The organism is Streptomyces sp. NPDC001108 (genome assembly GCF_053598535.1).
This window is the reverse complement of record NZ_JBSFKL010000003.1, coordinates 453,466-479,313: the sequence shown is the minus strand read 5'-3', so window position 1 is coordinate 479,313 and position 25,848 is coordinate 453,466. Positions and strand designations below refer to the sequence as shown.

The following is a 25,848-nucleotide window of genomic DNA, read 5'->3' as shown; positions in this document are numbered from 1 at the left end:
AAGGGAACCCTATCTTCCGCTTGTCGTGGCGGCAATCAGGAGTTCTGGACACCCGATGCGGGATTCCGGACACCGTCCGGGGCGCCACCGGCCCGGCCGGCTCCGGCCGCTCCGACCGTTCCGGCCGCTTCGCCCGGTTCGTCGAAGAAGGCGCCCGGGGTCGTGCCCATGACGCGCCGGAAGGCGGCGATGAAAGTGCTGGGCTGCGCGTACCCCAGGGAATCGGAGACGTCCCGCACGTCGAGACCCTCGGAGAGCAGGGTCAGTGCGTGATGGGCGCGCAGCATCTGCCGCCACTGCGCGAAGGAGAGCCCGGTCGTCCGGCGGAAGGCGCGGGCGATCGTACGGTCGCTGATCCCCAGCGTCCGCGCCCACCCGTCCAGCGAGCGGGGGTCGGCGGGGTCGTCCAGCAGGGTCTCGGCGATGGGGTCGATCCGGGGATCGCCGGGCAGCCGCAGGGCGAACTGCCGTTCCGAGGGCCGCAGTACGTCGAAGACGACCGCCTCCGCCCGTGCCCTGGCCCCGGCGTCGAGGTCCGTGCGGGCCAGATGGGTCAGCAGGGACTCCAGGACCGGCGTCATCGTGATCGCGGTCGGGGAGCCGAACGCGACCGGGGTGCGGTCGGGTGCGAAGAAGGCGCTGTGGAACTCGACCCCCGCCGTGGTCCGCCCACCGTGCACCACCCCGGCCGGCATCCACAGCCCGTGCCCCTCGGACACGGTGAGGACGCGGTCCTCCACCCGGGATGTCAGAGTTCCCCCGCGCACCCAGACCAGTTCGTGCAGGTCGTGCGCGTGCGGCACCCACTCCGTGGGTACGGACGGGACCTGCGACCCGGCGAGAATCGCGAAGGGGCTCCCCGTGTGCCCGGCTGCCACCGCCCTGCGCACCACGGTGCCCGTCTCGCGCCGCCACATCCCCGCACTCGTGCCATTACGGGATGATCGGGTCATACGGGCGAGTCTATCCAGGCTGCCGCCCCCACGGCCGGGGCGGGGGCGGCCCCGGACGGATCCGCCCGAGGGCCGCCGGGGAGACGCGGCCGTACGGGACACCCCCGGCCACCCGCTGAGCCGGGCGGCCTACTTCACCCGGGGTGTGAGGGTCTTCGCCAACTTCATGACGTCGGCGAACTTCCCGCCGTCGTTGTCGGAGGACACGGACAGCAGCCGGTCACCGACCCGTGTGACGACGGTCTCCCGGCCGACGTACGCCTTCCGGTCGATCGTGATGCGCACGCCCTCGTCCCCGATGCCGTCGACGGCGATGACGGTGATGGTGACCGGGTTGTTCAGCAGTCCCGCCGAATTCGGCTCGTAGGTCGTTCCGCAGAGCCCCTCCAGCGACCTCAGGTTCCCGAACGCCTCCGACGCCTGACCGGCGGAGTAGGCGCGCACCATGACCCCGACCTCATGGGCGTGCGGGTCGGTGACCCCCAGGTTGGCGTACGCGCCCCAGCCGCCGAGAGCCCCTTCCGTGCCGTGCTCGGACAGTTGATCGCAGCCGAAGTTCGCCGCCGCGCCGGGGTTGGCGGACGGCGCCACCGGCTTCGGCCCGCTGTCGTGCTCGGTGAACGTGGTGGAGACCTTCCACCCCTTGGGCAGGGTGCGGTTGGTCGGCAGATAGGTCTTCAGGACCGACCCCGGCACCACGTCCGGGTCCGCGGTCGGCGCCGCGGGCGCCGACGGCGACGGGCTGTCGACGGCGGCCGTCGCGGCCGGACCGTCGGCCTGCGGCTCCTCCGACGCCGACGAGCCGCAGCCGACGCAGAGGACGGCCGCGCAGACGACCCCGGCCAACGCGGGGAACCGAGTGGTGTTCATCGATGCCTCGTTTTCATGCCGCACATGAAAACACAATGAGTGGCATGTGCACTGCGTGGGGGCCTGTGGGATTCGGTCCGGTTTCATCGAGCAAGTCGCCGGACTACAGGGCGATTTGGCGTTTCGGCGTCGGAACGGTCGGCCGCAGGCCCGGCCCCGGCGGAACAGTGCTCAGGGGCCAACCTCGCCGGTCTCGGCGTCCACGTACATCTCGGAAACGTCCGATGCGTCGAAGGCCACGGATACGGTCCACCGGGCGCGCCACTCGCCCTTCTCCATGACCGCGATGAGTCTGCCTGCCTCGACTTCCGCCTTGGAATCCTTCAGGAACGTGTCGGTGACGATGGATTCCGCCTGGGCACGGTCCACCCGGCGAGGAGGGAGCGCCACGGACAGCGGACCACGCTGAACGTTCAGCCGCGAGACCCGGCCGGCGCGATCGATCTGGACGTCGAGCCGCCGAGGCATGACCACGCCGTCCTCGATGTTCCGCCAACTGATGAGCCAGCCGGACTCCGCCCCGTCCCCGACAGGGGTCGACTCGTGATCGATTCCCTTGAGGATCCATCCGTAGTGTGCGATCGCGTAGCGATGCGCGATCGCGTACGCGGCATCGGCTTTCTCCGGATTGCCGGATGCGCCGTCCACCGGGAAACTGTCCGGATTCGGTGCGCGGAATGCTTCCAATTCGACGCTGAAGTTCGCCCTGTCGGGCCAGCTCAGTGACGCCGAGCTGTGGGGAAGAGTAATGAGCAGCGTTTCGGGTCCGCCGTCGTAGCCGGGCTGGACCTGCACATTCACCGGAGAATACCGATCGCCGAACGCCTCCTTGAGTGCCGCTCGCGCAGCGTCCTTCTCCCGGGCGTTCGCGAACCGAAGGCTGGTGGCATCCACGGCGATGGGCGTGATGGCGAAATTCCAGATACACGCGCAGACGGTCAGTGTGCCGATACCGGCGACGGCTGTCCGCTTCGCGCCCTGGCGCCACGGTTCGATGCTCGAACCCCGAAGTTTCAGCAGTGCGCACCCCAGGCCCGCTCCCAGAAGTGCTCCGATGACGTTCATTTCAGCGTCGCTGCTGTCGCAGGTACGGCCGATCCAGGGAATGGTCGCCTGTGTCAACTCCACGATGACTGGCGTCAGAACCCCGTACACGACGACGGGAAGGAGGCGCCGGAATGCCAGGATCGAGGAGAACCCAAGAGGCACGCACATGGCGGCATTGAGTAGGCCCTGTTCCGTCTTGAACGGCTCGGTGAAGTCCCTGTTGACGGTGCAGGTCCCGCTTGCCACGCCCCCGCCCGGCAGGAAGACGGTAACCCCCAGGGCCATGACCAGAAATAAGACGAACGCAGCGACTGCCCAGGAACGTGAATCACGACTACGGGTGAGCCGGTGGGCCGACAACCCGCTGATGAGTGAGATGGCTATGAGGAAGGCGAGGAAAGGTTCCTGATGGTGAAAAACCGCTTTCAGCATGGAGTCTGGTCGTCTCTCTGGAAAATGGCGAGGAGCGGCCAGAGTATCGGGCGGGATGCCAACTCCTGGGCCTGGAGGGCGAGATCGCGGAACTCGGATATGTCCTCCCGCCGGGCCGGCCCGGGCCGCGCGCGCCATGCGGGCCCGCCCGACGCAACGAACCGGTGCCCAGTGTTGTGGAACCAGGGTCAGCCCCAGAACTCCCGCAGGGCGGCGTTGACGGCGGTGGCTTCCTGGGTGTGCGGGTAGTACCCGGGCACCCGCAGGAGGCGGCCCCCGAGGGAGTCCGTGAGGGACTCGGCCACGGCCATGAGGGGGAGCCCCACGTGCTCGCGGTACGCGTCCGGCGCGTCCTCCCAGGTGCCGCAGATCACCAGGACCGGCGGGGCGGCGGCCCGGATCGGCTCCAGCGGGATCTCCGCCTCCCAGATGGGCCGTTCACGCATGGAGGTGGCGACGGCGCGGAGCCGGCGCGGGGTGGGATCGGGCATGGCCATCCCCAACCCCTCGGTGGACGCCCGCAGATACTGCTCCGGTGTGACGCTGTCCGGGATGCCGGGGGCGCCGTCGCGCACCCGGCCGAGGAGGGCGGCGACGACCGGATGGTGCGCGGCTGCGGTGAAGGCGGACGGCTGGACGAGGGCGAGGGAGCGGACGAGGTCGGGCCGGCGCGCGGCGGCGATGAGCGCGGCGACGGCGCCGTTCCCGTGCCCCACGAGGTGGGCGCCGCCGGGCCCTGCGGCGGTGACGGCCTCGCCTTCGAGGATCTCCAGGACGTCCTCGGCGTCGACGTCGAAGTCGCTGCGCGCGGTGTCCGGGCTGTCGCCGTATCCCCGACGGTCCAAGAGGAGGAGCCGCCGACCGTCCGCGAGGGGCCGTTGTCCGGCGAATCCGTACGCGGGGTCGCTGCCCCAGCTGAAGATGTTGTGAACGAAGAGGGCGGGGGCGGCGTCCGCCGGGGCGGGGGCACCTCCGGCCGGGTCGCGGTCGTCCCACACGGTCACGTGCACGGTCACGGGCCATCCTCCCGGAGCTGGAGAACATCGACTTCGTCGAGCCTACGGGACAGCCCTCGCGTCCCGGTGCGTGGCCGACGCCGGTGGGCGGGCCGGGGCCCGGCACCCGGGCGTGTCCGCCGCGTCCGCCGACATCGCCCCCACCGCCCGCGCGTCCATGGCAGGCTTCGAGGATGGACAAGCCCGACGTGACGCGTGCCATCGCTGCCGCGACCTCGGTCGCCGCATCGCTCGGCCTGCCGGTCGACGACGCGACCGTCCTCCACAACTCGAACAAGCTGGCGCTGCGGCTGACGCCGTGCGACGTCTTCGCTCGGGTCGCCCCGGTGGGGCAGGAGGTCGCGCGGTTCGAAGTCGATCTCGCCCAGCGGCTCACCGGGGCCGGGTGCCCGGTGTGTCCCCTGGAGCCTCGGGTGGAGCCGCGCGTGTACGGGCGCGACGGCTTCGCCGTGACGTTGTGGACCTACTACGAGCCCGTGACACCGCACACCCCACCGGCCGACTACGCCGGGGCGCTGGAGCGGCTGCACGCCGGAATGCGCGGCATCGGTGTGGAGAGCCCGAGGTTCACGGACCGGATCACGGAGGCGGAGGACGTGGTCGCCGACCCGCACCGCTCACCGGAACTCACCGACGCGGACCGCCTGTTCCTCGGTGACAGGCTGGCGGGCCTGCGACGGGCGATCGACGACCGGGGCGCCGTGGAGCAGTTGCTCCACGGCGAGCCGCATCCGGGCAATGTGCTCAGCACGGGGGACGGCCCGCTCTTCATCGACCTGGAGACGTGCTGCCGCGGCCCCGTCGAGTTCGATCTCGCCCATGCTCCCGAGGCGGTCTGCGCGCACTACCCGGGTGTGGACCGGGCGCTGCTGGACGAGTGCCGGCAGCTCGTCATCGCGATGGTCGCCGCGTGGCGTTGGGAACGTGGCGACCAGTTCCCCAACGGGAGGCGATTCGGGGAGGAGATGCTGCGGTCCCTGCGCGCGGGGCCGCCCTGGCCGACGCTCGACACCTTGACCGGGCGACTGGACGGTCGGTGAGAACGCCGGAGACCGGGCGGACGGGCAAGGTCGGACGCCGGCCCCTTCGAACGGAAGCGGCCGGCGCACCCACGCCGCGTCAGTCGGCCGACGGGGCGGGGATGCCCGTGCCGCGGGACCGCAGGAGCTTCTTGTCGGGCTTGCCCGCGTCGGTCAGCGGCAGGGCGTCGGCGAGATCGATGCGGTCGGGCTCGTACATCGCTCCCCGCCCCTCCCGGACCCAGGCGCGGAGTTCCGCCACGGATACGGGAACGCCGGGGGCGGTGACGACGGTGGCGTGGACGCGCTCGTAGCCGCCCTCGCCCTTCACGCCGTAGACGGCGCTCTGCCGAACGGCGGGGTGGGTGTGGAGGAAGTCCTCCAGTTCGGTGGTGTACACGTGGCCACCGACCACCGCGATCATGTCCTTGATCCGGTCGACCACGGTCAGGTAGCCCTGGCTGTCCAGTAGGCCGAGGTCGCCGGTGTGCACCCAACCGTCCCGCAGGACCTGCGCGGTGAGTTCGGGGTTCTTCCAGTACCCCTCCATCATTCCGTCCGCGCTGCGCACACAGATTTCCCCGACCTCGCCGACGGGCAGTGGTGTGCCGTGGTCCGGGTCGCGGATCTCGACCTCGACGCCGGGCACCGGACGTCCCGCGGTGCGCAGGATGTCGAGGCGGTCGGGATCGTGCTCGGCGGCGGGCAGTACGCTCACCGCTCCCGCCTCGAACTGCCCGTACCCCTGCTGCAGCACCCGCCCCAGACGTCGTACCGCCTGGGCGATGCGGGTCGGGGAGGACGGTGTGCCGCCGTAGGTGATCTGCTGGAGGCTGGAGGTGTCGGTGCGCCCGGCGTCGGGGTGGTCGAGGACCTGGTAGAGCAGCGGAGGCAGCAGCATCATGTTCGTGATCCGCTCACGGGCGATCGTGGCCAGTACCTCTCCCGGGTCGAAGGCGTAGTGCAGGAAGACGGTGCCGCCCGAGGAGAGCGTGCCGTCCGCGATGAATCCGGCGGCATGCGACAGCGGAGTGCACACCAGGTCGCGCCGCCCCGTCCCGCTGAACAGTTCCCTGGTCCGCGCGATCCCTTCGTGCATCCTGGCGAACGTGCTGCGTACCCCCTTGGGATGACCGGTGGTCCCTCCCGAGTGCCGGATGAAGCACAGATCCTCGGGCCGGGCGGCACTGGTGACCGGAGTGTCCGGCTGCTCGGCGGCGAGAGCGAGAAGGTCCTCGCCCAGGCCCTCCGCCCGGTCGGTCCCCTGCGGTCCGGGGCCGGGGTCCCCACCGAGCACCAGGACGTGCCGCATGGGTGGAACGGCCCGGACGAGTTCGGCGCCCCGGGTGGCCAGGCGCGGATCGACGATGAACGCGTAGGTGTCGACATCGGCCATCATCAGCGCCTGCACCTCGGCGGAGAGCCGGTTGTAGAGGTGGTTGAAGTGCGCGCCCAGCAGGTTGACCGCGTACCGCACGGCGATCGTCTCCGGGAGATTCCCGCACAGCAGCGTGACCGTCCTGCCCGGACCGACCCCGCGCTCCCGCAGGGCGCGCGCCAGGCGGTGGACCAAGGAGCGGAACTCGACCGCGGTGAAGGCACGCTCCTCACCCACGACGATCCGCTGCCCCGGGGTGCTGTCGAGCCCGTCGAGGATGATCTCGACGTAGTTGCGGAATTCAGGCGTTGGAGGCACGGAAGGGTCCCTTCTGAAGTACCGACGTGTCCCTGCGCGGGGACACGAACGACCTGTCGCCGCCATGATCCGTCACCGTGCCGCCCGCCGGACTCCGATCGGCCACCGCGGCCTCGACGTCCCGGGCCGCTGTCGCTCCACCTCGCTTGACCTTGACGCGACGGCACGGTTTCTACTGGCGGCATGCGCATCGGAGGGATCGCCGCGCTCGTGGGGTTCGCCGCCCGGGCGCTTTCATCGAAAGGGGACGGGGATGAGCGACCGGTCAAGGGGTGTACGGGTGGCCCGGGTCGCGGTGGCCACCGTGCTGCCGGGCGAACTGGCCCTGGTGGTCTGCCTGGTGGCCGGGGTCCGGCCGCCCGGGTGGGCGCTGGCGGGCGCCGAGGCGCTGGTGTTCGCCGTGCTGCTGCTGGAGACCTGGGTGCTGCGCTCGCTGTACGTAGCCGCGCGCGCCCGTGGCGCGGACCGCGGGGCGGCGCGGCGGGCCGCCGTACAGGAGGCGGTGCCGGTGAAGGTCCGCCGCCTGGTCCTCCACGAGCTGCGCGCCCTCGCCTCCCTGGGACGGTGGGTTCGGCGCCGTACGCACGGGGTTCGCCCCGGGGACCTCGCCGCCGCGTACACCGGACCTCAGACCGCGACGATGTACGGCCTGCTCTTCGTCATGGTGATCGAGACGGTGGGCCTGGCCCTGCTCATCCCGTGGCCGGTGGTCCACCGGGTGATCCTGGTACTCGACCTGTACGGCGTCGTCCTGGTGCTGGCCCTGCACGCCTCCTGCGTCACCCGGCCGCACGTCGTGCGCCCCGACGGCTCGCTGCGGATCCGCTACGGAGCCCTCTTCGACCTGGCCGTACCACCGGACGCGGTCGCCTCGGTCCGGGTGGACCGGCGCTATCCCGAGGGCCGCCTGATCACCCTCTCCGAGGACGGGGTTCTCGACCTGATCGTGGGCAGCCAGACCACGGTGACCCTGGAGCTGAACCGGCCCCTCCCTTTCACCCGCCCGCTCGGCGCGACGGGAGAGGCCCGGACCATCCGCTTCCACGCCGACGACCCGCGCGCACTGGTCGGCGCACTCCGCCAGCCCGCCTGAGCGCACCGGTCGGTCCTCCCCGCGACGGGGTGCGGTCTATGGTTCATCGACCGGGGGTTCGACGTACGGGGGCGGTGTGGCGGAGCTGCGAGGCAGCCACAAGGCGCACTTCTGGTTGGCGTTGGTGTTCGCCGGGGTCGGGGCGTTGTGTGTGGGTTCGACCTGGCTGCCTGGTGGGCAGGCGCCGCCGAAGTGGCTCGAAGTGGTGTGGTGCCTCGCGGTCTTCCCGGTCTTCGCCCCGACCGGGCCGGGAGCGCCGGTCCGCTGACCGCGACCGCCGCGGAGGGGTTCGGGCCGCTGCACTGCGGCGGGCGGGCCGCTTCGGAGGGCGTGGTCATTCGTCGAGGTACCGGTACCTGTCTTCACCGGGCAGGACGAGGACGCGACCGTCACGGACCTGCCACTCGGTCGCACCGTCGATCTCGTGGCTCGCGAGGAACATGCCCCGGACGAGGTCCCCGTCGTCGTCGGAGGCCGGAATCCGGGCGATCTCCCTGAGCTGGTCCATGAACCAGCTCAGGGCCGATGCGCGGATGTCGGCGCCGTAGAAGACGTAGTGGGTCCAGTTGACCTGCTGCCGGGGCATGCTCCACCCGTGGGAGTAGTGACCATCCGCGTGGGACGAGATGACCCCTTCGACGGCCGAGAGTTGTGTCCCGTCGCACTCCAGCCACCCCCTGATCGAGATGTAGACGCCCACAGCACGCCCTTTCCTTCCGTTCCGGCCCGACCGGTCCCCCCCCCGTGCGGGGGGTACGGGGATCGGGCGCGTCGCCACTCCTCGGTCGCGCAGCCGACCTCGTAGTGCCACCTACGGCTGGTTGCCCGCACCTGTGTGTTCCGCTCGGATCTTGGCACGTGCTTTAACTTTTCATTGCGAAACGATCAAGATCCCTTGTGGTTGCTGTCTGAATTGGCGCGCGTGCGCACAGTTGTTCCGTTCCTGCCCTTTCCCTCCTCGCTATGTTCACGAAGTCATCACGCATGTGGTGAAGTTGCGATCAAGAAGCTGAGGAATGATGAAGAGTCATGTGCCTCTGCCGCAGCAGGGCGGGCGGATCTGGTCGGCAAGGAGCCTGCGCTACGTGGCGTGCGGGCTTGCCACGGTCCTGTCCGTCACCCTGCTCGACGGCGTGAGCCCCGCAACGGCGGCCCCGTCCGCACCCGTTGCGGCACCGAAGAAGGCCGCGGTCGCGCAGGCGGCGGACATCGCGTCCGCACGCGTGGCCGCGCGGTTGTCCGGCAAGCGGGTCGAGGCGTTGTCCGAACGGACGGAGACGTCGACGACCTGGGTGAACAAGGACGGTTCCCTCACTACGGAGTTGGCCGCCGGCCCGGTCCGGTTCCAGGATCCGGACACGGGTGACTGGCGCACCGTCGATGTCGAACTGGCCGCCGAGGACGACGGTTCGGTGGTGTCCCGGGCCCATCCGCGCGGACTGCGCCTCGCGGGCAAGTCCGGCACCCGGGCAACGTCGCTCCGCGCCGCCCAGTCCGCCCCGGCCACCGACCTGGTCACGCTCGGCAGCGGTGACGAGGAGATCACCCTGCAGTGGCGGGGCGGCCTGCCCGCGCCGAAGCTGGACGGGACCCGGGCCACGTACGAGAACGCCGTCCCGGGCGCGGACGTGGTCGTGGAAGCCACCCGCACCGGCTTCGAGCAGTTCGTGGAGGTCAAGTCCCGTCCCGGGCGCGGCTTCTCCTACACGCTGCCGCTGCTCACCAAGGGGCTGAAGGTCAGCGAACAGGCGGACGGCAGCATCCTCTTCACGGACAGGAAGTCCCGAAAGAGCGCCGTGATGCCCGCCCCGGTGATGTGGGACGCCTCCGTCGACAAGGTCTCCGGGGAGCACACCAACCGGGCCAGGGTCGGCATGAAGGTCGTCCGGACCAAGGGCGGTGTCGACCTCGTCATCACCCCGGACGCGGACTTCCTCGCCTCACCCGACACCGTGTACCCGGTGACCGTGGACCCGTCCACGGGATCGCTGGGCAACGTCTTCGACACATACGTGCAGCAGGGCGAGACCGTCGACTGGTCCACCGACAAGGAGCTGGACTGGGGCAACCCCGGCACCAAGAACGCCAACGGCACCCCGCGCACGGCGGAGAGCTTCATCTCCTGGAACACCACCCCCATCCAGGACGCGCTGGTCCTGAACGCGAAGCTCTCCCTGTGGAACTTCCACTCCGCCAACACGGACTGCAAGCCCTACCCGTGGGAGGTGTGGGCTTCGCCCGCGGCGTCCACCGCCAGCCGGTGGACGAACCGTCCGACGATGACGGCGAAGCGGGCCACCTCCACCGAGACCCGTGGCAACGCCGACTGCGCCTCGCAGCCCGACGGCTGGATCAACGCCGATGTGACGACGCTCGCGCAGGAGTGGGCCTCGGCCAAGGCCACCCGCGGTCACATGGGCATACGTGCCTCCAGCGAGTCCGTCGTCGCGCAGTGGAAGCGGGTCAACTCCGCGAACGCGGCGTCCAACCCGCCGAAGCTGGTCGTCAACTACAACTACCGGCCGCGTACCGGCACCAAGCAGGAGGCCGGTCCGCCGTTCTTCTCCTACGGCGGCGCCTACATGGTCAACACGCTGACCCCGACCCTGCGCGACACCTTCGTCGACCCCAACGGGGACAAGGTCCAGGGCGCCTACCAGATCTTCGACTCCGCCACCGACACCCAGGTCGGCGACGTGCTGCGCTCGGCGTTCGTGCCCTCCGGGCAGCCAGCCCCGGTGACGGTGAAGGCCGGTGTGCTGGCCGAGGGCAGGACGTACAAGTTCCGTAGCAGTCCGTACGACGGGACGCACTACAACACCGGCTGGTCGGCGTGGAAGACGTTCACCGTCGACACCAGGGCCCCGTCCGCCCCGACGAAGATCACGTCGACGGACTACCCCTCGGACAAGTGGGTCAAGGGCGCGGGCCAGTCGGGCACGTTCACCGTCACCCCGCCCGGCACCGACCACAACTGGCTCGAATGGTCACTGGACGGAATGACCTGGACGAAGGTCGCCACCGGCGGCTCCAGCGCCGCCAAGGCTCTGTCCGTCGCCCCGCCGAAGGACGGCACGCACACCCTCCAGGTGCGTGCGGTCGACAAGGCCGACAACAAGTCCGAGGCGATCGAGTACACCTTCCACGCGGGCCCCGGCGGCTTCGTCCAGCCCAGCGAGGGTGAGCGGACCGCGCGGCGCCTTCCGCTGGTCGCGGAGGCCGACGGGTCCAAGTACGACAAGGTGTCCTTCTCCTGGCGCCGCTCCGAGGCCGACCCCTGGGTGAGGATCCCCGCCGGGCACGTGACGTCGGGCGGCACCGCGCTGAGCGCCTGGCCCGCCCCGATGACGAACGGCAGGAACGCGCCGCTGGTCTGGAACGCCACCGACACCGTCGACCCCGACGGCACCGTCCAGATCAAGGCCGACTTCACCGGCCCCGGCGGCACGGGGGCCACCGAACCGCTCTCCGTCGTCGTCGACCGCAATGCCTCCGGCGCGGCGACCAGCGAGGTCGGCCCGGGTTCGGTCAACCTCCTCACCGGTGACTTCACCCTGTCCGCCGACGACGCCTCCGCCTTCGGTCTTTCGGCGTCCCGGACGGCCTCGTCCCGTACGCCGGACAAGGGGGCCAAGCAGGAGGGCCAGGCGCCGATCTTCGGTAAGGAATGGGTCTCCGGCACGGCGGCCGAGGAGGCGGAGTCGGACTACTCCCACCTCCGCCGGATCACGGACACCGCCGTCGCGGTCGTGGACTCCGAGGGCGACGAGACGCACTTCACCGCCAACGCGGCGAAGAACGGCTGGATCCCCGAGACGGGGTCCGAGGACCTCACCCTGGCCGGAAGCGTGGGTGGATCGTTCACCCTCACCGACACCGAGGGCACGGTCACCCAGTTCACCAAGCCCGACGCGGCCGCCACCACCTGGCAGGTCTCCAGCGTGCTGCTGGACGGCCTCACCAACAGCACCACCACCGTCGTCTCCGAGACAGTGACCGTGGACGGCAAGAAGCTGGCGCGGCCCAAGCGGGTGATCGCGCCGACCACCGCGGCTTCGGCCGCCGCCTGCACGGCGAGCCTGGCCACCGTCGGGTGCCGGGCCCTGGAGTACGTCTACGCGACCTCCACCACGGCCACCGCCACCGCGTTCGGCGACTACACCGGTCAGGTCACTTCGATCCGGCTGTGGTCGACCGAACCCGGTGCCACCGCCGCCGAGTACAAGACCGTCCAGGTCTACCGCTACGACAGCACGGGCCGTCTCCGCGAGGCGTGGAACCCGCGCATCTCCCCGGCGCTGAAGACCGAGTACGGCTACGACGCGGCCGGCCGGGTCACCAGCCTGACGCCCGCCGGAGAACTGCCCTGGAGCTTCGCCTACGGAAAGGCGGGCAATGCCGCCACCGCCGGTGACGGCATGCTCCTGAAGACGTCCCGCGCGGCCCTGAAGCAGGGCACGAAGGACGTCGAGGAGGGTACGGCCACCACCTCGGTCGTCTACGACGTGCCGCTGACCGGAACTACGGCCCCCTACCGGATGGGCGCCCCGGACGTGAAGGCATGGGGCCAGACCGACGCCCCGACCGACGCGACCGCCGTCTTCCCCGCCGACTCCGTCCCGGCCTCGCACGCCGGAAGCGGCCTTGGCGCAGGCTCCTACGGCCGCGCCACGCTCACCTACCTGGGCGTCTCCGGACGTCCGGTCAACAGCGTCACCCCGGGCGGGCACACCACCACCACCGAGTACGACCGCTTCGGCAACACGGTGCGCGAGCTGACCGCCGCCAACCGTGCCGTGGCCCTCGGTACGACGGCCGACGCCAAGGCCGTCCAGGCGGACCTCGGGATCGCACAGCTCCCCAGCACCGAACGCGCCAACCTGCTCGCCACCACCTCGGTCCACAACGAGACCGGGACCCGGGAACTGGAGAAGTTCGGCCCGCTGCACCGCGTCGAGCTGGCGGCGGACCTCAAGTCCGGGACCACGGTCCTGGTCGCGGCCGGCACGTCGGTCACCGCCCGGTCCTGGACGGTCAACGAGTACGACGCCGGTCGCCCCACGGACGGCACCGCCAAGGTCAAGGACCAGGTCACCAGGGTCACCACCGGCGCCCAGGTCCGTGAGCACCCTGCCGTCCAGGGCGACACCCGTGTCGTGCAGACCGTCTACGACTGGGTCAAGGGCCTGCCCACCCAGACGATCAAGGACCCGGTCGGCCTCAAGATCACCGAGACCACCGAGTACGACGCCCAGGGGCGCGTCACCAAGCAACGACTGCCCGGCGCCACCGGCACCGACGCGGCGACGCGGGTGACCACCTACTGGTCCGCCACCGGCACCGGCACCTGCCAGGGCCGCCCGGAGTGGGCCGACCTGGAATGCTCCACGGGCCCGGCCGGTGCCATCACGGGAGGCGGCTCGAACCCCTCGCAGCTGCCGACCACCACCACCGAGTACGACTGGTGGGGCAACACGGCCAAGGTCGTCGACACCGCGAACGGCACCACCCGGACCACCACGAACGCCCACGACAACGCGGGCCGCCAGGTCGGGACCACCCTCACCGGTGGCCTCGGACAGACCGTCCCCTCGACCACCACCCAGTACGACCCGGCCACCGGCCGTGAGACGAAGACGACCTCCCCGACCGGCGGCACGATCACCAAGGCGTACGACAAGCTCGGCCGCCAGATCTCCTACACCGACGCCGACGGCGGTGTGACCACCACCGAGTACGACCTGCTCGACCGACAGGTCAAGGTCACCGACAGCGTTCCCTCGACCGTCACCTACACCTACGACCACGCCACCGAGCCGCGAGGTCTCGCCACGAAGACCACCGACTCCGTCGCCGGGGTCTTCCAGGCCACCTACGACGCCGACGGATCGGTCAGCGGGGAGAAACTGCCCGGCGGCTACACCGTCAAGCAGACCCAGGACCCGACCGGTTCGGCCACCGACCGCACGTACACCCGTGACAGCGACGGGACGATCGTCTACTCCGACACGGTGTCCGAATCCGTCCACGGACAGGTCACCGCGCACGCCGGATGGTCCGACCAGGCATACCAGTACGACGCGACCGGGCGGCTCACCACGGTCGAGGACACCTCCGAGACCGTCTGCACCCGCCGTGCGTACGCCTTCGACGCACGCTCGAACCGCAAGTCCCTGACCACCGCGACCGGCACCCCCGGCGCGGACTGCCCGACGAGCGGGGGCACCGCCACCAACCACACCTACGACAGCGCCGACCGCCTCGTCGACACCGGCTACACCTACGACGCCTTCGGCCGCACCACCGCCCTGCCGGGCAGCACCATCGGCTACTACGCCAACGACCTCGCCCACCAGCAGACGTCGGGTGGCAAGCGGCAGACCTGGCAGCTCGATGCCAACCTCCGGTTCCGTTCCTTCGTGACCGAGACCGGCGGCGGCACCACCTGGACCCGTACCGGCTCCAAGGTCAACCACTACGCGGGCGACGGGGACAACCCGCGCTGGGTCATGGAGGACACGGCCACCGGATCCCTGACCCGCAACGTCGCCTCCGCCACCGGCGACCTCGCCGCCACCACCGGCAAGACCGGCGACACGGTCCTGCAACTCACCACCATCCACGGGGACATCGCCCTCCAGCTCCCGCTGGACGCGGGCAAGGCGCCGGTCGCCCTGGACTCGGACGAGTACGGCAACCCGCGCACCGGCCAGGAGGCCACCCGCTACAACTGGCTCGGTGCCAAGCAGCGCTCCACCGAGACCGTCACCGGTCTCACTCTCATGGGCGTCCGCCTCTACAACCCCGCCACCGGACGCTTCCTCTCGTTGGACCCGGTCTACGGCGGAAACGCGAACGCCTACGAGTACGCGAACGCCGACCCGTTGAACCGCTACGACCTCGACGGCAAGAAGAGCTGGTGGAAGAGGGCGAAGGGATTCGTCAAGCGTCACCGCGTGGCGATCGCGGGATTCACCGCAGGCGTCGCCTGCACCGCGCTCATCGCCTCGGTGGCCCTGGCCGGCGGTTGCGTCCTCGTCGCGGGAGCCGCGGCCGGAATGGCTGCCAAGCGGTGGGGGAACCGGCGAACGACGGCTGACGGCTACGCGAGAGCCGCGTACGCGGGCGCGAGTGCCGCAGGACTGGGCGCGTTCAAGGGCGTAGCCCTCCGTGCCGGGGCGAAGCGCCTGGCCAAGTGGTGGAAGCCCACCGGGAAGCGGAGGCGGTAGGCCCGTCCGGAAGAATGCCGGCAGGGCCGGGGCGAGCCCGGACACCGCTCGACGAGGCCCTGCCGGCCCCCTCTTGAACCTCTTGTCCTCGAATCCCGAATCTTCGTAGAACTCTCCACAGGAAAGGCCGAGCATCATGAGTACGGCACAGTCGGTGCTTCTCTGGACCCAGAGCGCTCTGGGGCTCGACAGTCTCCTTCTCGCTCTGTTCCTGCCCAAGGTGAAAGCGGACGGAGCGGTGCGGAATCCCAGGACCGTATACCTCCTCTGCCTTGTGCCCTGGTTGTTCCTGCTCGTCCTGTGCGTCTACTTCCGGACGCTCTTCGACGCGTGGTAGCGAGCACCGCCGGTGCGGTGCGACGCGCTTGCCGTCCCGGTTCCTGACGGGGTGACGGGCCGGGAGCGCCGGAGCGCTCCCGGCCCGGTGGCCGGTGCGGCGGGGCTCAGGACCCGTTCGCGGCCAGTCCCTCGCGTACGGTGCAGGCGGCGGCGACCAGGTTCTCCAGGGACGCCTTCGCCTCGGGCCAGCCGCGGGTCTTCAGGCCGCAGTCGGGGTTGCCCCAGAGCCGCTCGGCCGGAATCGCTTCGAGCCCGGCGCGCAGCAGCCCGGCCGCCTCCGTGACGCTCGGGACGCGGGGCGAGTGGATGTCGTACACCCCGGGTCCGGCCTCGCGCGGGTAGCCGTGGGCGGCGAGTTCGCGGGCGACCTGCATGTGTGAGCGGGCTGCCTCCAGGCTGATGACGTCGGCGTCGAGGTCGTCGATGGCCCGCACGATGTCACCGAACTCGGCGTAGCACATGTGCGTGTGGATCTGGGTGTCCGGCCGGTACCCCGCTGGTGCTGATCCGGAACGCCTCCGTCGCCCGGGCGAGGTAGCCGGGCCGGTCGGCGGCGCGCAGCGGCAGCGCCTCGCGCAGCGCGGGCTCGTCGACCTGGATGACGGACGTCCCGTTCGCCTCCAGCTGCACGGCCCACCCCACGGCCCCACCCGTACCGGCCGCCACAACACAACGACGCCCCGCACCCGACGGGAGGCCGGATGCGGGGCGCGGGTGCGTCCGTCGCGCGCGTACGTCAGTGGTGGGTGGCGTACGAGACGAAGGCGGTCCACTGCTGGGGCCCGAAGGCGAGCTGGGGGCCGTGGGCCTGCTTGGAGTCGCGTACGTGGACGGTCTCGGGGACGACGGCTACCTCCACGCAGTCCGGGCCCTCATTCGTGCTGTAGCTGCTCTTGAACCACTTCAGCACGGGACTGTTCGCTGTCGAGGGGTTGGTCATTACGTCTCTCCCAGCACTTTCTCGATGAAGGCCAGCGACTCACGCGGGGTGAGGGCCTGCGCCCGGATGATGCCACAGTGGATGTCGAAGAGCTGGACCTCCTTGGGATGCGAGAACAGCCGACTGACGAAGTGGGCCTCGCTGTGTCCCACGGTCTCCCCCTTCTCAAGCCGCAGCAGTTTGAACGATCCCGCGAGCCCCGCGTGTTCCTCGCGGTTCGTGGGCATCACCTGGATCTCCACGCCCCGCCGCCGGCCGATTTCCAGCAGGTGTTCGAGCTGCTTCCGCATCACCATTCTGCCCCCGAGCGGGCGTCGGAGCGTCACCTCTTCCATGACGAAAGTGAAGACACGGGCGGGCTGTTGGTCGAAGATCTCCTGGCGCGCCATCCGCGCCGCGACGAGCCGCTCGATCTCCTCCTCACTGAAGGCCGGGCGCCGCATCCCGTACAGCGCCCTGGCGTACTCCTGGGTCTGGAGCAGCCCGTTGACGACGGAGTTGTCATAGGCGCAGATCTCGATCGCCTGGTCCTCCAGCTTCGCCAGGTCCCGCACCTTCTTCGGGAACCGGGCCTCCTCGGCCTCCTTGCGCAGGGCGGCGATCATGCCGTCCGCCCCGAGCACCTCGTCCGCCCGCTCCAGGAACGCCGCGCTCGGGGCGCGCCGTCCCCGTTCCACCGAGGAGACCTGCTCCTCGCTGTAGCCGATGGCCGCCCCCAGTTCGGCCTGGGTCATGTTCAGCCGGTCGCGCCAGCGCTTGATGGTCCGGCCGATCATCCGCAGGACGAGGGTCGACTCCTCGTCAACGGCGTCGTGCGGTTCCATCCCGTCACCGACCTGTACCGAATGCCCCGTCAGACTCACGTGCGCACACCTCCACATCCGATCCGTACATGCTCAACTCCGCGGTGGACAAACCGGTAACGCCACACAGCCCGGACAGACCCGGACAAGACCCGGACAGTCACGCCCTGTACGGGTGTCGCTACTGGTCACCGTAGATCCGGGTGGACACGCTGAGTGACATGAATCGCGAAACCTCCCCCACTCCGGAGTCCCGCCCCGGCGCCGGACAACTCCCCTCCCCCGCCCGCCACTTCGGCATCCAGCTCTCGGCCACCCCGCGTGGTGCCCGGCTCGCCCGCCGTCTCGCGGCCGAGGAGATCCATCGCTGGGGCTGGCCGCACGGGAGCGAGGCGAACCGGACGGCGTCACTGCTGGTGGCCGAGCTGGCCTCCAACGCCGTACGGCACGGCCGGGTGCCCGGCCGGGACTTCCGGCTGCGGCTCACCCTCCAGGGCAGGGACCCGGAACTGCTCGTCGAGGTGACGGACGCGAGCCCCGACCGCACCCCGCCCGCCCCCGGCGCGGTCCGGGCGCCCTCCGGCGACCTCGACACGAGCGGCCGGGGCCTGCTCCTGGTCGAGGCCCTGTCGCGGCGGTGGGGGACCACCGGTGGTGATCCGCACACCAAGACCGTGTGGTGCGAGGTCGCGCTGGCCTGACCCCGCATTCGGCGACCAGGGGGCTCCTTCCCGCTCGATAGACTCGCCGGACTCAGGGTCTCCTGTGCTCCGGCCGGGAAGTGCTCCGAAGTCCGCGCGCCGCGTCCGTGAAGGAATGATCTCAGTGTTGACGATGCAAGAAGCTCTCCAGGTGCTGAACACCTACTGGGCCGAACAAGGCTGTCTGAACGTTCAGCCCATGAACACTGAGGTCGGCGCGGGCACGCTCAACCCCTCCACGTTCCTGCGCGTCCAGGGCCCGGAGCCCTGGCGGGTGGCGTACGTGGAGCCGAGCGTCCGCCCCGACGACTCCCGGTACGGGGAGAACCCCAACCGCCTCCAGACCCACACCCAGTACCAGGTCATCCTGAAGCCGGAGCCGGGCAACGCCCAGGAACTCTTCCTCGGCAGCCTCCGCGCCCTCGGCATCGACACCGACGCCCACGACATCCGCTTCGTCGAGGACAACTGGGCCTCCCCGGCGCTCGGCGCCTGGGGCCTGGGCTGGGAAGTGTGGCTGGACGGACTGGAGATCACCCAGTTCACCTACTTCCAGCAGGCGGGCGGCATCACGCTCGACCCGGTGTCCGTGGAGATCACCTACGGCATCGAGCGCATCCTGATGGCGCTCCAGGGCGTCAACCACTTCAAGGACCTCCAGTACGCGCCCGGCGTCACCTACGGCGAGGCCTTCGGCCAGGCCGAGTACGAGATGAGCCGCTACTACCTCGACGAGGCCGACCTGGACACCCAGCGGACCCTCTTCGAGGCGTACGCGGGCGAGGCGCGCCGCCTGCTCGACGCGCGGCTGCCGGTGCCCGCGTACTCGTACGTGCTCAAGTGCTCGCACACCTTCAACGTGCTCGACGCGCGCGGTGCCATCTCCACCACCGAGCGGGCGCGGTCCTTCGCCCGGATGCGCGGACTGGCCCACGAGGTCGCCGCGCTGTGGGTCGCCCGCCGCGAGGAGCTGGGCTTCCCGCTGGGCACCGTCCCGGGGACCGCCGCCGCGCTGAAGGCCCAGGCCGCCGCCGAGCGCGGCACCGACTCGGAGGCCGCCGCCCCGGCGGAGCAGCGGCAGGAGCCGGAGCAGGCCCCCGCGGAGGCGGAACCAGCCGCCCCCGCGGCCCCCGCGGTCGCTGAGCCCGTCGCCGCCGCCCCCGCCGAGCCGGTGGCCCCCGGGCCCGTCGCTCCTGCCGAGCCGGTGGCCATCGCCGAGCCCGTGGCCGCTCCCGTCGAGGCCGGTCCGGCCACGCTGGTGCTGGAGATCGGCGTCGAGGAGATGCCCCCGGCCGAGGTCACCCGGACCACGCGGGCGGTGCGCGATGCGCTGACCGAGAAGCTGGCCGCCACCCGGCTCGGCCACGGCGCGATCAGCGTCGTCGCCGGCCCGCGCCGCGTCGTCGCCGTCGTCGACGGGGTGCAGCCCCGCGAGACGGACTACGAGCAGACCGTGCGCGGCCCGAAGGTCTCCGCCGCGTTCGACGCCGAGGGCAACCCCACCAAGGCCGTCCTGGGCTTCGCCCGGAGCAACGGCGCCGACCCCGCCGAGCTGGGCCGGGTCGTCTTCGGCAACAACGAGCACGTGGCGCTCACCCGCCAGGTCGCCGGACGCCCGGCGCAGGAGGTGCTGTCCGCCCTCCTCCCGGAGATCGTGACCGGGCTGCGCGCCGAGAAGAACATGCGGTGGAACGTCCCGAAGCTCGCGTTCACCCGCCCGATCCGCTGGATCCTCGCGCTCCTCGGTGCCGAGGTCGTCCCCTTCACCGTCTCCACGCTGGAGTCGGGGCGCACCACGCAGGTGCACCGCGACGCGGCCCGGCCGATCGTGGAGGTGCCGACCGCCGACGGATACCTCTCCTTCCTGGAGCACCACGGCATCCTCGCCGACGCCGAGGAGCGGCGGCGGCTCGTCGTGGACGGGGCGGTCCGGCTCGCCGCCGAGGTCGGCGGATACATCGACACGGAGCGGCACACCGGCCTCATCGACGAGATCACCAACCTCGTCGAGGCGCCTACCCCGATCCTCGGCGGCTTCGAGGCCAAGTACCTCTCGCTGCCCTCCGACATCCTCGTCACGGTCATGCGCAAGCACCAGCGCTACCTGCCGGTGGTGGGCGAGCGCGGCGAGATGCTGCCGTACTTCGTCGCCGTCGCCAACGGGTCCTGCGACCACGACGTGGTCCGGCGCGGCAACGAGGCCGTGCTCCGCGCCCGGTACGAGGACGCCTCCTTCTTCTGGAAGGCGGACCTGGAGACCCCGCTGGCCGACATGAAGGAGAAGACCCGCCTCCTCACCTTCGAGGAGCGGCTCGGCTCCATGGCGGACCGCGCCGACCGCATCTCGGCCGTGGCCCTCCGGCTGGGCGAGAGCGTCGGGATCTCCGGCACCGACCGCGAGACCCTGGAGCGCGCCGCGTCGCTCACCAAGTTCGACCTCGGCTCGCAGATGGTCACCGAACTCTCCAGCCTCGCGGGCGTCATGGCCCGCGAGTACGCCTACCGGGCCGGGGAGAGCGAGGCGGTGGCCCAGGCGCTCTTCGAGAACGAGCTGCCCCGCTCCGCCGGTGACCTGCTGCCCGGCACCCTGCCCGGCGCCCTGCTGGCGCTGGCGGACCGCTTCGACCTGCTGGCCGGGCTCTTCGCGATCGGCGCGGAGCCCTCGGGCAGCTCCGACCCGTTCGGGCTGCGGCGCTCCGCGCTCGGCGTGGTCAACATCCTGCTCAGCCGGGGCGACCTGGCCGGGCTCACCGTCCACCAGGGCCTGGCCATCGCGGCCGGGCACCAGGCCGTCCCCGTTGCCCCCGAGACGGTCGACGCCGCCCAGCAGTTCGTGGTGCGCCGCTTCGAGCAGCAGCTCATCGAGACGGGCCACGCCACCGTGGACGTCCGGGCGGTGCTGGTCCGGGCCGACGCGCCGCTGCTGGCCGCGCGGGTCCTGGAGGAGCTGGAGAGCCTGCGCGGCGACGAGCGGTTCGCCACCGTCGTGGCCGCCTTCCAGCGGATCCGGCGCATCGTCCCGGCCGACGTGACGGCGGGCTACGACCGGACGCTGTTCTGGGAGCCCGCCGAGCAGGGCCTGCACGACGCGCTGAGCAAGAGCCGGGCCGTTCTCGCCGGGGAGGGCTCGCTGGTGCGCTTCAGCGCGGAGACCGGTGAACTGGTCGCCGCAGTCAACACCTTCTTCGACGACGTCCTGGTGATGGCCGACGACCCGCGGGTGCGGGCCAACCGGCTGGGCCTCCTCGCCGCCGTGCGCGACCTCGCGGAAGGGCTCATCGACTGGGAAGCGCTGGTCTGACGCGGCGCCGCCGCCGATCGACTGTTCGCCCCGACCGCCGTCCGTCCACCTCTTCCGGTGCGACGGGCGGCGGTCCGGCGCTCACGGTGCCGTGGCCCCGGGGTTCAGCGGGGTTCCGCGGCGAACGGGCCGCCCTCGCCGAACACGAGCCGCCCGAAGCTCTCGCCGATCCGGCGGTGGGCGGCGGCGTCGGGGTGGATGCCGTCGGGCAGCGGGAGTTCGGCGTACTCCCGCTCGCCGTACAGCTCCCGGCCGTCCAGGTAGTACAGGGCCGGGTCGTCGGCCGCGCGCCGCTCGACGATCCGGGCCAGCTCCTCCCGGACGACGGTGAGCGTCAGGCGTCCGGCGGCGCGCTCGGCCGGATCGCCCGTCGCCCGGAATCGCAGCGTCCCGTCGGAGAAGTCGGGCATGAGCGGACCCGGGGTGTCCTCCTGGACCGGGCAGAGCAGCGGCGACACGACCAGCAGCGGCGTGGCCGGATGGCCTTCGCGGAGGGTGTCGAGGAAGCCGTGCACCGCCGGGCCGAAGGCCCGCAGCCGCATCAGGTCGCTGTTGACGACGTTGATGCCGATCTTCACGCTGATCAGGTCGGCGGGGGTGTCCCGCATCGCGCGGGCGGTGAACGGGTCGAGCAGCGCGCCGCCGCCGAACCCCAGGTTCACCAGCTCCACCCCGCCCCGGGCGGCCGCCAGCGCCGGCCAAATACCGGTCGGACGCGTGGCGTTCGAGCCGTGGCTGATGGAGCTGCCGTGGTGCAGCCACACCCGGCGCCCCCGGTCCGGCGCCGGCTCGACGGGGGCGTCGGTGCGCAGCGCGACCAGCTCGGTGGTCTCCGTGTGCGGGAGCCAGATCTCGATGTCCTTGTCGTGCGCGGGCAGCCCGGTGAACAGGGCGGTGCCGACCGGTCCCTCGGTCAGCTCGGAGGTCTGGGCGACCAGGTCGGTGACCGTGCGCACGTTCCCGCCGGACACCGTGGCCCGGGCGGCGGGAGCGCCGTCCACCACCAGGTCGTACACGCCGTCGGGCCGGGGCGGCAGTCCCCGGTAGGCCCGCTTGGTGGGCAGCGTGTCCAGGGCGACGGCCGTGGCCCTCGTACGGAAGACCAGCCGCACCCCGGACGGCTGGGCCTCGGCCTCGGCCAGTTGCTGGTCGGGGATCTGGCGGCGGGCCCGGGCGGGCAGCCGGTGCGGCAGCAGGCCGTGGGCCGTCGCCTCCAGATCGAGGTGGCCGCGGAGGAGGTTCTCGGTGACGGGGGTGGTGATCCAGTCGGGCTCGGTGTTCATCGTGTTGTGTTGCCTCGGGTTCGTTCGGGAGGTTCGTCGGCGGGGGTCGGGAGTGGGTCGGGCGGATGCCTGGCCGGGACCGGCGGGGCGGCCCCGCCGGGTCAGCGCGGGGCGAGGGTCCGCAGCAGGGTGTCGAGGGAGTCCACGACCCAGGCCCAGGACTCCTCCGCCCCGGGGGCGGAGTGCTCGAAGCCCCCGGCCAGCTCCAGGCTCGCGTAGCCGTGGAAGACGCTGCCCAGCATCCGGACCGCGTGCGTCTGGTCCGGCTCCGGCAGGTCGTAGCCGCGCAGGAGGGCCCGCATCATCTGCGCGTGCCGCACCCCGGCGCTGGCGGCCGCCGTCTCGGGGTCGAGCCGGAGGCGGGCGGCCTCGTAGCGGCCGGGATGCTCGCGGGCGTAGTCGCGGTAGGCGTTCGCGCAGGCGGCCAGGGCGTCCTTCCCGGCCCGCCCGGCCAGGGCCTCGGCGACCCGGTCGGCCAGCTCCTCCAGGGCGAACAGGGCGATCCTGGTCTTCAGCTCCTGGGAGCTCCCCAGATGCGAGTACAGACTCGCGACCTTCACGTCGAACCGCCGGGCGAGCGCCGAGACGGTCAGCTGGCCGAAACCGACCTCGTCGGCCAGCTCCGCCCCCGCCAGGGTCAGACGCTCCGGGGTCAGTCCCGCTCTCACCATGCTCACTCTCCCGTTCAGCGAAAGCCATTAAGTAGCTGCCTAAAGGGTATAGGAAAATGGGGGATGCGTTCGGAAGCCGTCCGGACGTGGGAGGATCGGCGGCAGTGGGGCCCGGGGCGGCTCACGGGCCCACCGGCTCGAAGGGAAACTCTCCGGATGCGCATCGGGATCGTCGGCACGGACAACAGCCATGTCGACCAGATCGTCCGCCACCTCAACACCGACGCGGCCTGCGGCGACGCGCGCGTGGTGGCCCTCGTCGGCGGGCGCACCCCGCGCAACGACGCCCTGGCGGCCGCCGGGGGCATCGCGGAGGTCGTCGAGACCCCCGCCGACCTGCTGGGCCTGGTCGACGCGGTCGTCGTCGCGGACCGGGACGGTGCCCGTCACCGCGATCAGGCGATGCCCTTCCTGGCCGAGGGCCTTCCCGTCTTCGTCGACAAACCGCTCGCCCGCACCGCCGGGGACGCCCGCGCCCTGACCGACGCCGCCCGCGTCCACGGTGCCCCGCTCACCTCCTCCTCGGCGCTCCGCTGGATCCCCGACACCGAGGAGCTGGCCGCCCGTTCGGCGCGGGCGGGGGCGCCGGAGCTGGTCGTCGTCTCCGGCCCCGCCGACCCGGACGGCGACCACGGCGGGATCTTCTTCTACGGCATCCATGCCGTCGACATCGCGCTCCGGCTCGCCCCCGGCCCCCTCTCGGCCGTCCGCGTCGACACCACCGGCTCCACGGTCGTCGCCTCGTTCACCGCGGGCCCCACCCGGGTGGTCGTGAACCTCGTCCGCCCCGGCCGTACGGAGCAGATCCCGTTCCACGCCATGGCGTTCACCCGGGAGGGCATGACGGAGCGGACCCTCGTCCCCGGCCCCGACTACTGCCTGCCCGGACTCCGGGCCTTCCTGGCGATGGCGCGCACCGGGCGGCCGCCGATCGACTACCCGGACCTGGTGCGCCCCGTCGAGGTCCTGGAGGCCGTCGACACCGCGCTCGGCACCGTGCTCGACACCGCGCTCGGCGGCGCGCCGACGGGGGCCGGAAGCTGATCCGGACGTACCGTACCGGGGTTACGGACCGGCGAAGGGGAGCGGTCGGACTCATTCGTTCCGTATGACGAATCGCCTGGTGGGGGCGGGTTTCGCAGGGTCCGGGGCGGTCGGTTCGACGGGAGGTGTTTGTCATGCACCTGCCCATATTTGATCACCTGGCGTACGAGTTACCCCGCCGTACGTGATGGTCGTGTGACCTGGGCCACGAGATCCTTGACAGTTGCCGGACGGGTGCCGAAAGCTCAAGCAGCATTGGTCTGGACCACTAGGGATGGGCGGGGTTCGTGTTCAAGCCGTCGCATGCTTCTGCCGTGGACGTACTCCGATCGCTCCTCGAACTCCGACGCAGATCGAGAGAGTTGGCGGCGATCGGGGCGGGACGCGCCGCCGCCGGTCCGGGGTACCCGCGCGCCGGCCGGGCGGTGTGATGCGACGCCACCCTTCCGACGTACGGCTGGCGCTGTGCGAGTCGTGGCAGGCGTTCGGCGCCGCCGCCCTGCTGGTCCGGTACGGCCCCGACGTCCCCTGGCCGCACGCCTCCTGGGCCCGCGAGGCGCACGGGCTGCTCACCCCGCGCCTCAGGTCGCTGGTCGCCCTCGCCCGGGCGAGGGGGCGCATCCCGTCGTTCCTCACCGCGGGCGCCACCTCCCGGGCCAGGGGGTTCGCCGCCGAACTCGACGGCATGGGGCGGGTGTCGGCCGGACTCGTCCGCGACGAGCTGGCCCGGGAGTACCCGCAGGGCTTCGCCGACCCGCTGATCGCCGCCCTGGTCCGCGACCCGGAGGCCCAACTCGGCTACCTGGCCGTCGAGCTGTCCCGGTTCTGGCGGTCGGCGATCGAACCCCGCGCGGCCGGGCTGGCCCGCTCGCTGGAGGAGGAGATCCTCTTCCGCTCCCGCGCCCTGGCGATGGGCGGCGGGGCGGAACTCCTGCGCGACCTGCGCGTCCCGTACGAGCGCACCGAGGGCGCCGACCGGGTGACCGCCGTGCCCATGATGTTCGCGGACGGCACCTGCTGGTGGTCGGTGGCGGGCGGGCGGACCGTGGTCTCCTTCCCGGCGCGCGGGGCGGGGCTCCTGCGCGCCGAACCGGACCGGGACGGCGGTGGGCGGCCCTCGCGCGAGGACCGGCTGGCGATCCTGCTGGGCCGGGGGCGCGCCTCCGTCGTCCGCCAACTGGCCGCGCCCACCACCACCTCCGCCCTCGCCGACCAGCTCGGACTGGCCGCCAGCACCGTCTCCCAGCACCTCGCGGCCCTCGTCTCGGCGGGCGTGGTGCAGCGCCACCGGGCGGGCACCCGCGTCCTGTACGAACTCAACCGATCCGGGCTGGAACTGACACAGTGCCTGACCAGCGGATGACCGTCCGTTCGGTGTGCGGCACCACCTCCCACCTGCGGTCGGGGCGAT

18 protein-coding genes and 1 pseudogene are annotated in these 25,848 nt (G+C 71.4%); 8 read left to right on the top strand and 11 right to left on the bottom strand.

Features of this window, described 5'->3' with window-relative positions; all coding sequences use genetic code 11:
* Positions 1-35 precede the first annotated feature (35 nt).
* From ACWC97_RS10615 to ACWC97_RS10600, 4 genes are all read right to left on the bottom strand, one after another.
* The gene (locus tag ACWC97_RS10615; protein WP_450648808.1) at positions 36-917 is read right to left on the bottom strand and encodes a helix-turn-helix domain-containing protein; all 882 of its coding nucleotides are present in this window, start codon (positions 915-917) and stop codon (positions 36-38) included.
* 165 nt (positions 918-1,082) lie between these two features.
* Positions 1,083-1,823, bottom strand: coding sequence for a hypothetical protein (locus tag ACWC97_RS10610; protein ID WP_450648648.1), 741 nt, complete (start codon positions 1,821-1,823; stop codon positions 1,083-1,085).
* A 171-nt stretch (positions 1,824-1,994) separates the two neighbouring features.
* Positions 1,995-3,302, bottom strand: a complete 1,308-nt coding sequence (locus ACWC97_RS10605; RefSeq protein ID WP_450648646.1) for a VanZ family protein — start codon at positions 3,300-3,302, stop codon at positions 1,995-1,997.
* Between the two features lie 188 nt (positions 3,303-3,490).
* The gene (locus ACWC97_RS10600; protein ID WP_450648644.1) at positions 3,491-4,318 is read right to left on the bottom strand and encodes an alpha/beta fold hydrolase; all 828 of its coding nucleotides are present in this window, start codon (positions 4,316-4,318) and stop codon (positions 3,491-3,493) included.
* 173 nt (positions 4,319-4,491) lie between these two features.
* On the opposite strand from ACWC97_RS10600, the gene ACWC97_RS10595 reads away from it, so the two are divergent.
* A complete protein-coding gene (locus tag ACWC97_RS10595; RefSeq protein ID WP_385205644.1) occupies positions 4,492-5,358 on the top strand; it encodes a phosphotransferase in 867 nt (288 codons plus the stop codon).
* A 79-nt stretch (positions 5,359-5,437) separates the two neighbouring features.
* On the opposite strand, the gene ACWC97_RS10590 is transcribed toward ACWC97_RS10595, so the two are convergent.
* Positions 5,438-7,033: an AMP-binding protein gene (locus ACWC97_RS10590; protein WP_450648642.1), complete on the bottom strand. Its 1,596-nt coding sequence runs from the start codon at positions 7,031-7,033 to the stop codon at positions 5,438-5,440.
* A 253-nt stretch (positions 7,034-7,286) separates the two neighbouring features.
* Here ACWC97_RS10590 and ACWC97_RS10585 point away from each other — a divergent pair, with 253 nt between their 5' ends.
* Positions 7,287-8,126 carry a hypothetical protein gene (locus tag ACWC97_RS10585; RefSeq protein ID WP_450648640.1) on the top strand — a complete coding sequence of 280 codons (840 nt, stop codon included), beginning with the start codon at positions 7,287-7,289 and terminating at the stop codon, positions 8,124-8,126.
* Between the two features lie 334 nt (positions 8,127-8,460).
* On the opposite strand, the gene ACWC97_RS10580 is transcribed toward ACWC97_RS10585, so the two are convergent.
* Positions 8,461-8,826 (bottom strand): hypothetical protein, encoded by a 366-nt coding sequence (locus tag ACWC97_RS10580; RefSeq protein WP_352273166.1) that lies wholly within the window; start codon positions 8,824-8,826, stop codon positions 8,461-8,463.
* A 409-nt stretch (positions 8,827-9,235) separates the two neighbouring features.
* On the opposite strand from ACWC97_RS10580, the gene ACWC97_RS10575 reads away from it, so the two are divergent.
* Both ACWC97_RS10575 and ACWC97_RS10570 read left to right on the top strand, forming a co-directional pair.
* On the top strand, positions 9,236-15,355 hold the full coding sequence (locus tag ACWC97_RS10575) for a DNRLRE domain-containing protein (RefSeq protein ID WP_450648806.1): 6,120 nt from the start codon (positions 9,236-9,238) through the stop codon (positions 15,353-15,355).
* 136 nt (positions 15,356-15,491) lie between these two features.
* On the top strand, positions 15,492-15,692 hold the full coding sequence (locus ACWC97_RS10570) for a hypothetical protein (RefSeq protein WP_402398931.1): 201 nt from the start codon (positions 15,492-15,494) through the stop codon (positions 15,690-15,692).
* 106 nt (positions 15,693-15,798) lie between these two features.
* On the opposite strand, the pseudogene ACWC97_RS10565 reads toward ACWC97_RS10570, so the two are convergent.
* The 3 genes and pseudogenes from ACWC97_RS10565 to ACWC97_RS10555 form a co-directional block, all read right to left on the bottom strand.
* Positions 15,799-16,318 (bottom strand): annotated as a pseudogene (locus ACWC97_RS10565) (5-methyltetrahydropteroyltriglutamate--homocysteine S-methyltransferase); the annotation flags it as partial.
* A gap of 112 nt (positions 16,319-16,430) precedes the next feature.
* The gene (locus ACWC97_RS10560) at positions 16,431-16,634 is read right to left on the bottom strand and encodes a DUF397 domain-containing protein (RefSeq protein WP_352273165.1); all 204 of its coding nucleotides are present in this window, start codon (positions 16,632-16,634) and stop codon (positions 16,431-16,433) included.
* On the bottom strand, positions 16,634-17,458 hold the full coding sequence (locus tag ACWC97_RS10555) for a helix-turn-helix domain-containing protein (protein ID WP_352273268.1): 825 nt from the start codon (positions 17,456-17,458) through the stop codon (positions 16,634-16,636). The genes ACWC97_RS10560 and ACWC97_RS10555 overlap by 1 nt, the downstream gene beginning before the upstream one ends.
* Positions 17,459-17,658: 200 nt before the next feature.
* On the opposite strand from ACWC97_RS10555, the gene ACWC97_RS10550 reads away from it, so the two are divergent.
* Together ACWC97_RS10550 and glyS are read left to right on the top strand one after the other, a co-directional pair.
* Positions 17,659-18,138: an ATP-binding protein gene (locus tag ACWC97_RS10550; protein WP_450648637.1), complete on the top strand. Its 480-nt coding sequence runs from the start codon at positions 17,659-17,661 to the stop codon at positions 18,136-18,138.
* 115 nt (positions 18,139-18,253) lie between these two features.
* On the top strand, positions 18,254-21,439 hold the full coding sequence (glyS, locus tag ACWC97_RS10545) for a glycine--tRNA ligase subunit beta (RefSeq protein ID WP_450648635.1): 3,186 nt from the start codon (positions 18,254-18,256) through the stop codon (positions 21,437-21,439).
* Positions 21,440-21,543: 104 nt separating this feature from the next.
* On the opposite strand, the gene ACWC97_RS10540 is transcribed toward glyS, so the two are convergent.
* Together ACWC97_RS10540 and ACWC97_RS10535 are read right to left on the bottom strand one after the other, a co-directional pair.
* Positions 21,544-22,722 (bottom strand): GDSL-type esterase/lipase family protein, encoded by a 1,179-nt coding sequence (locus ACWC97_RS10540; RefSeq protein ID WP_450648633.1) that lies wholly within the window; start codon positions 22,720-22,722, stop codon positions 21,544-21,546.
* A gap of 101 nt (positions 22,723-22,823) precedes the next feature.
* Positions 22,824-23,393, bottom strand: coding sequence for a TetR/AcrR family transcriptional regulator (locus ACWC97_RS10535; protein WP_392281182.1), 570 nt, complete (start codon positions 23,391-23,393; stop codon positions 22,824-22,826).
* Positions 23,394-23,549: 156 nt separating this feature from the next.
* On the opposite strand from ACWC97_RS10535, the gene ACWC97_RS10530 reads away from it, so the two are divergent.
* Both ACWC97_RS10530 and ACWC97_RS10525 read left to right on the top strand, forming a co-directional pair.
* On the top strand, positions 23,550-24,437 hold the full coding sequence (locus tag ACWC97_RS10530) for a Gfo/Idh/MocA family protein (protein WP_450648630.1): 888 nt from the start codon (positions 23,550-23,552) through the stop codon (positions 24,435-24,437).
* A 430-nt stretch (positions 24,438-24,867) separates the two neighbouring features.
* Complete coding sequence (locus tag ACWC97_RS10525; RefSeq protein ID WP_450648628.1) at positions 24,868-25,800, top strand: ArsR/SmtB family transcription factor; 933 nt, start codon at positions 24,868-24,870, stop codon at positions 25,798-25,800.
* The last annotated feature ends 48 nt before the right edge of the window (positions 25,801-25,848 follow it).

What these genes read in the sequence shown, in the direction of transcription:
- ACWC97_RS10605 (WP_450648646.1), bottom strand. Translation starts at nt 3,302, where the DNA reads ATGCTGAAAGCGGTTTTTCACCATCAGGAACCTTTCCTCGCCTTCCTC.
- glyS (WP_450648635.1), top strand. Translation starts at nt 18,254, where the DNA reads ATGATCTCAGTGTTGACGATGCAAGAAGCTCTCCAGGTGCTGAACACC.
- ACWC97_RS10540 (WP_450648633.1), bottom strand. Translation starts at nt 22,722, where the DNA reads ATGAACACCGAGCCCGACTGGATCACCACCCCCGTCACCGAGAACCTC.
- ACWC97_RS10555 (WP_352273268.1), bottom strand. Translation starts at nt 17,458, where the DNA reads ATGGAACCGCACGACGCCGTTGACGAGGAGTCGACCCTCGTCCTGCGG.
- ACWC97_RS10615 (WP_450648808.1), bottom strand. Translation starts at nt 917, where the DNA reads ATGTGGCGGCGCGAGACGGGCACCGTGGTGCGCAGGGCGGTGGCAGCC.
- ACWC97_RS10525 (WP_450648628.1), top strand. Translation starts at nt 24,868, where the DNA reads ATGCGACGCCACCCTTCCGACGTACGGCTGGCGCTGTGCGAGTCGTGG.
- ACWC97_RS10560 (WP_352273165.1), bottom strand. Translation starts at nt 16,634, where the DNA reads ATGACCAACCCCTCGACAGCGAACAGTCCCGTGCTGAAGTGGTTCAAG.
- ACWC97_RS10610 (WP_450648648.1), bottom strand. Translation starts at nt 1,823, where the DNA reads ATGAACACCACTCGGTTCCCCGCGTTGGCCGGGGTCGTCTGCGCGGCC.
- ACWC97_RS10585 (WP_450648640.1), top strand. Translation starts at nt 7,287, where the DNA reads ATGAGCGACCGGTCAAGGGGTGTACGGGTGGCCCGGGTCGCGGTGGCC.
- ACWC97_RS10595 (WP_385205644.1), top strand. Translation starts at nt 4,492, where the DNA reads ATGGACAAGCCCGACGTGACGCGTGCCATCGCTGCCGCGACCTCGGTC.
- ACWC97_RS10535 (WP_392281182.1), bottom strand. Translation starts at nt 23,393, where the DNA reads ATGGTGAGAGCGGGACTGACCCCGGAGCGTCTGACCCTGGCGGGGGCG.
- ACWC97_RS10530 (WP_450648630.1), top strand. Translation starts at nt 23,550, where the DNA reads ATGCGCATCGGGATCGTCGGCACGGACAACAGCCATGTCGACCAGATC.
- ACWC97_RS10570 (WP_402398931.1), top strand. Translation starts at nt 15,492, where the DNA reads ATGAGTACGGCACAGTCGGTGCTTCTCTGGACCCAGAGCGCTCTGGGG.
- ACWC97_RS10550 (WP_450648637.1), top strand. Translation starts at nt 17,659, where the DNA reads ATGAATCGCGAAACCTCCCCCACTCCGGAGTCCCGCCCCGGCGCCGGA.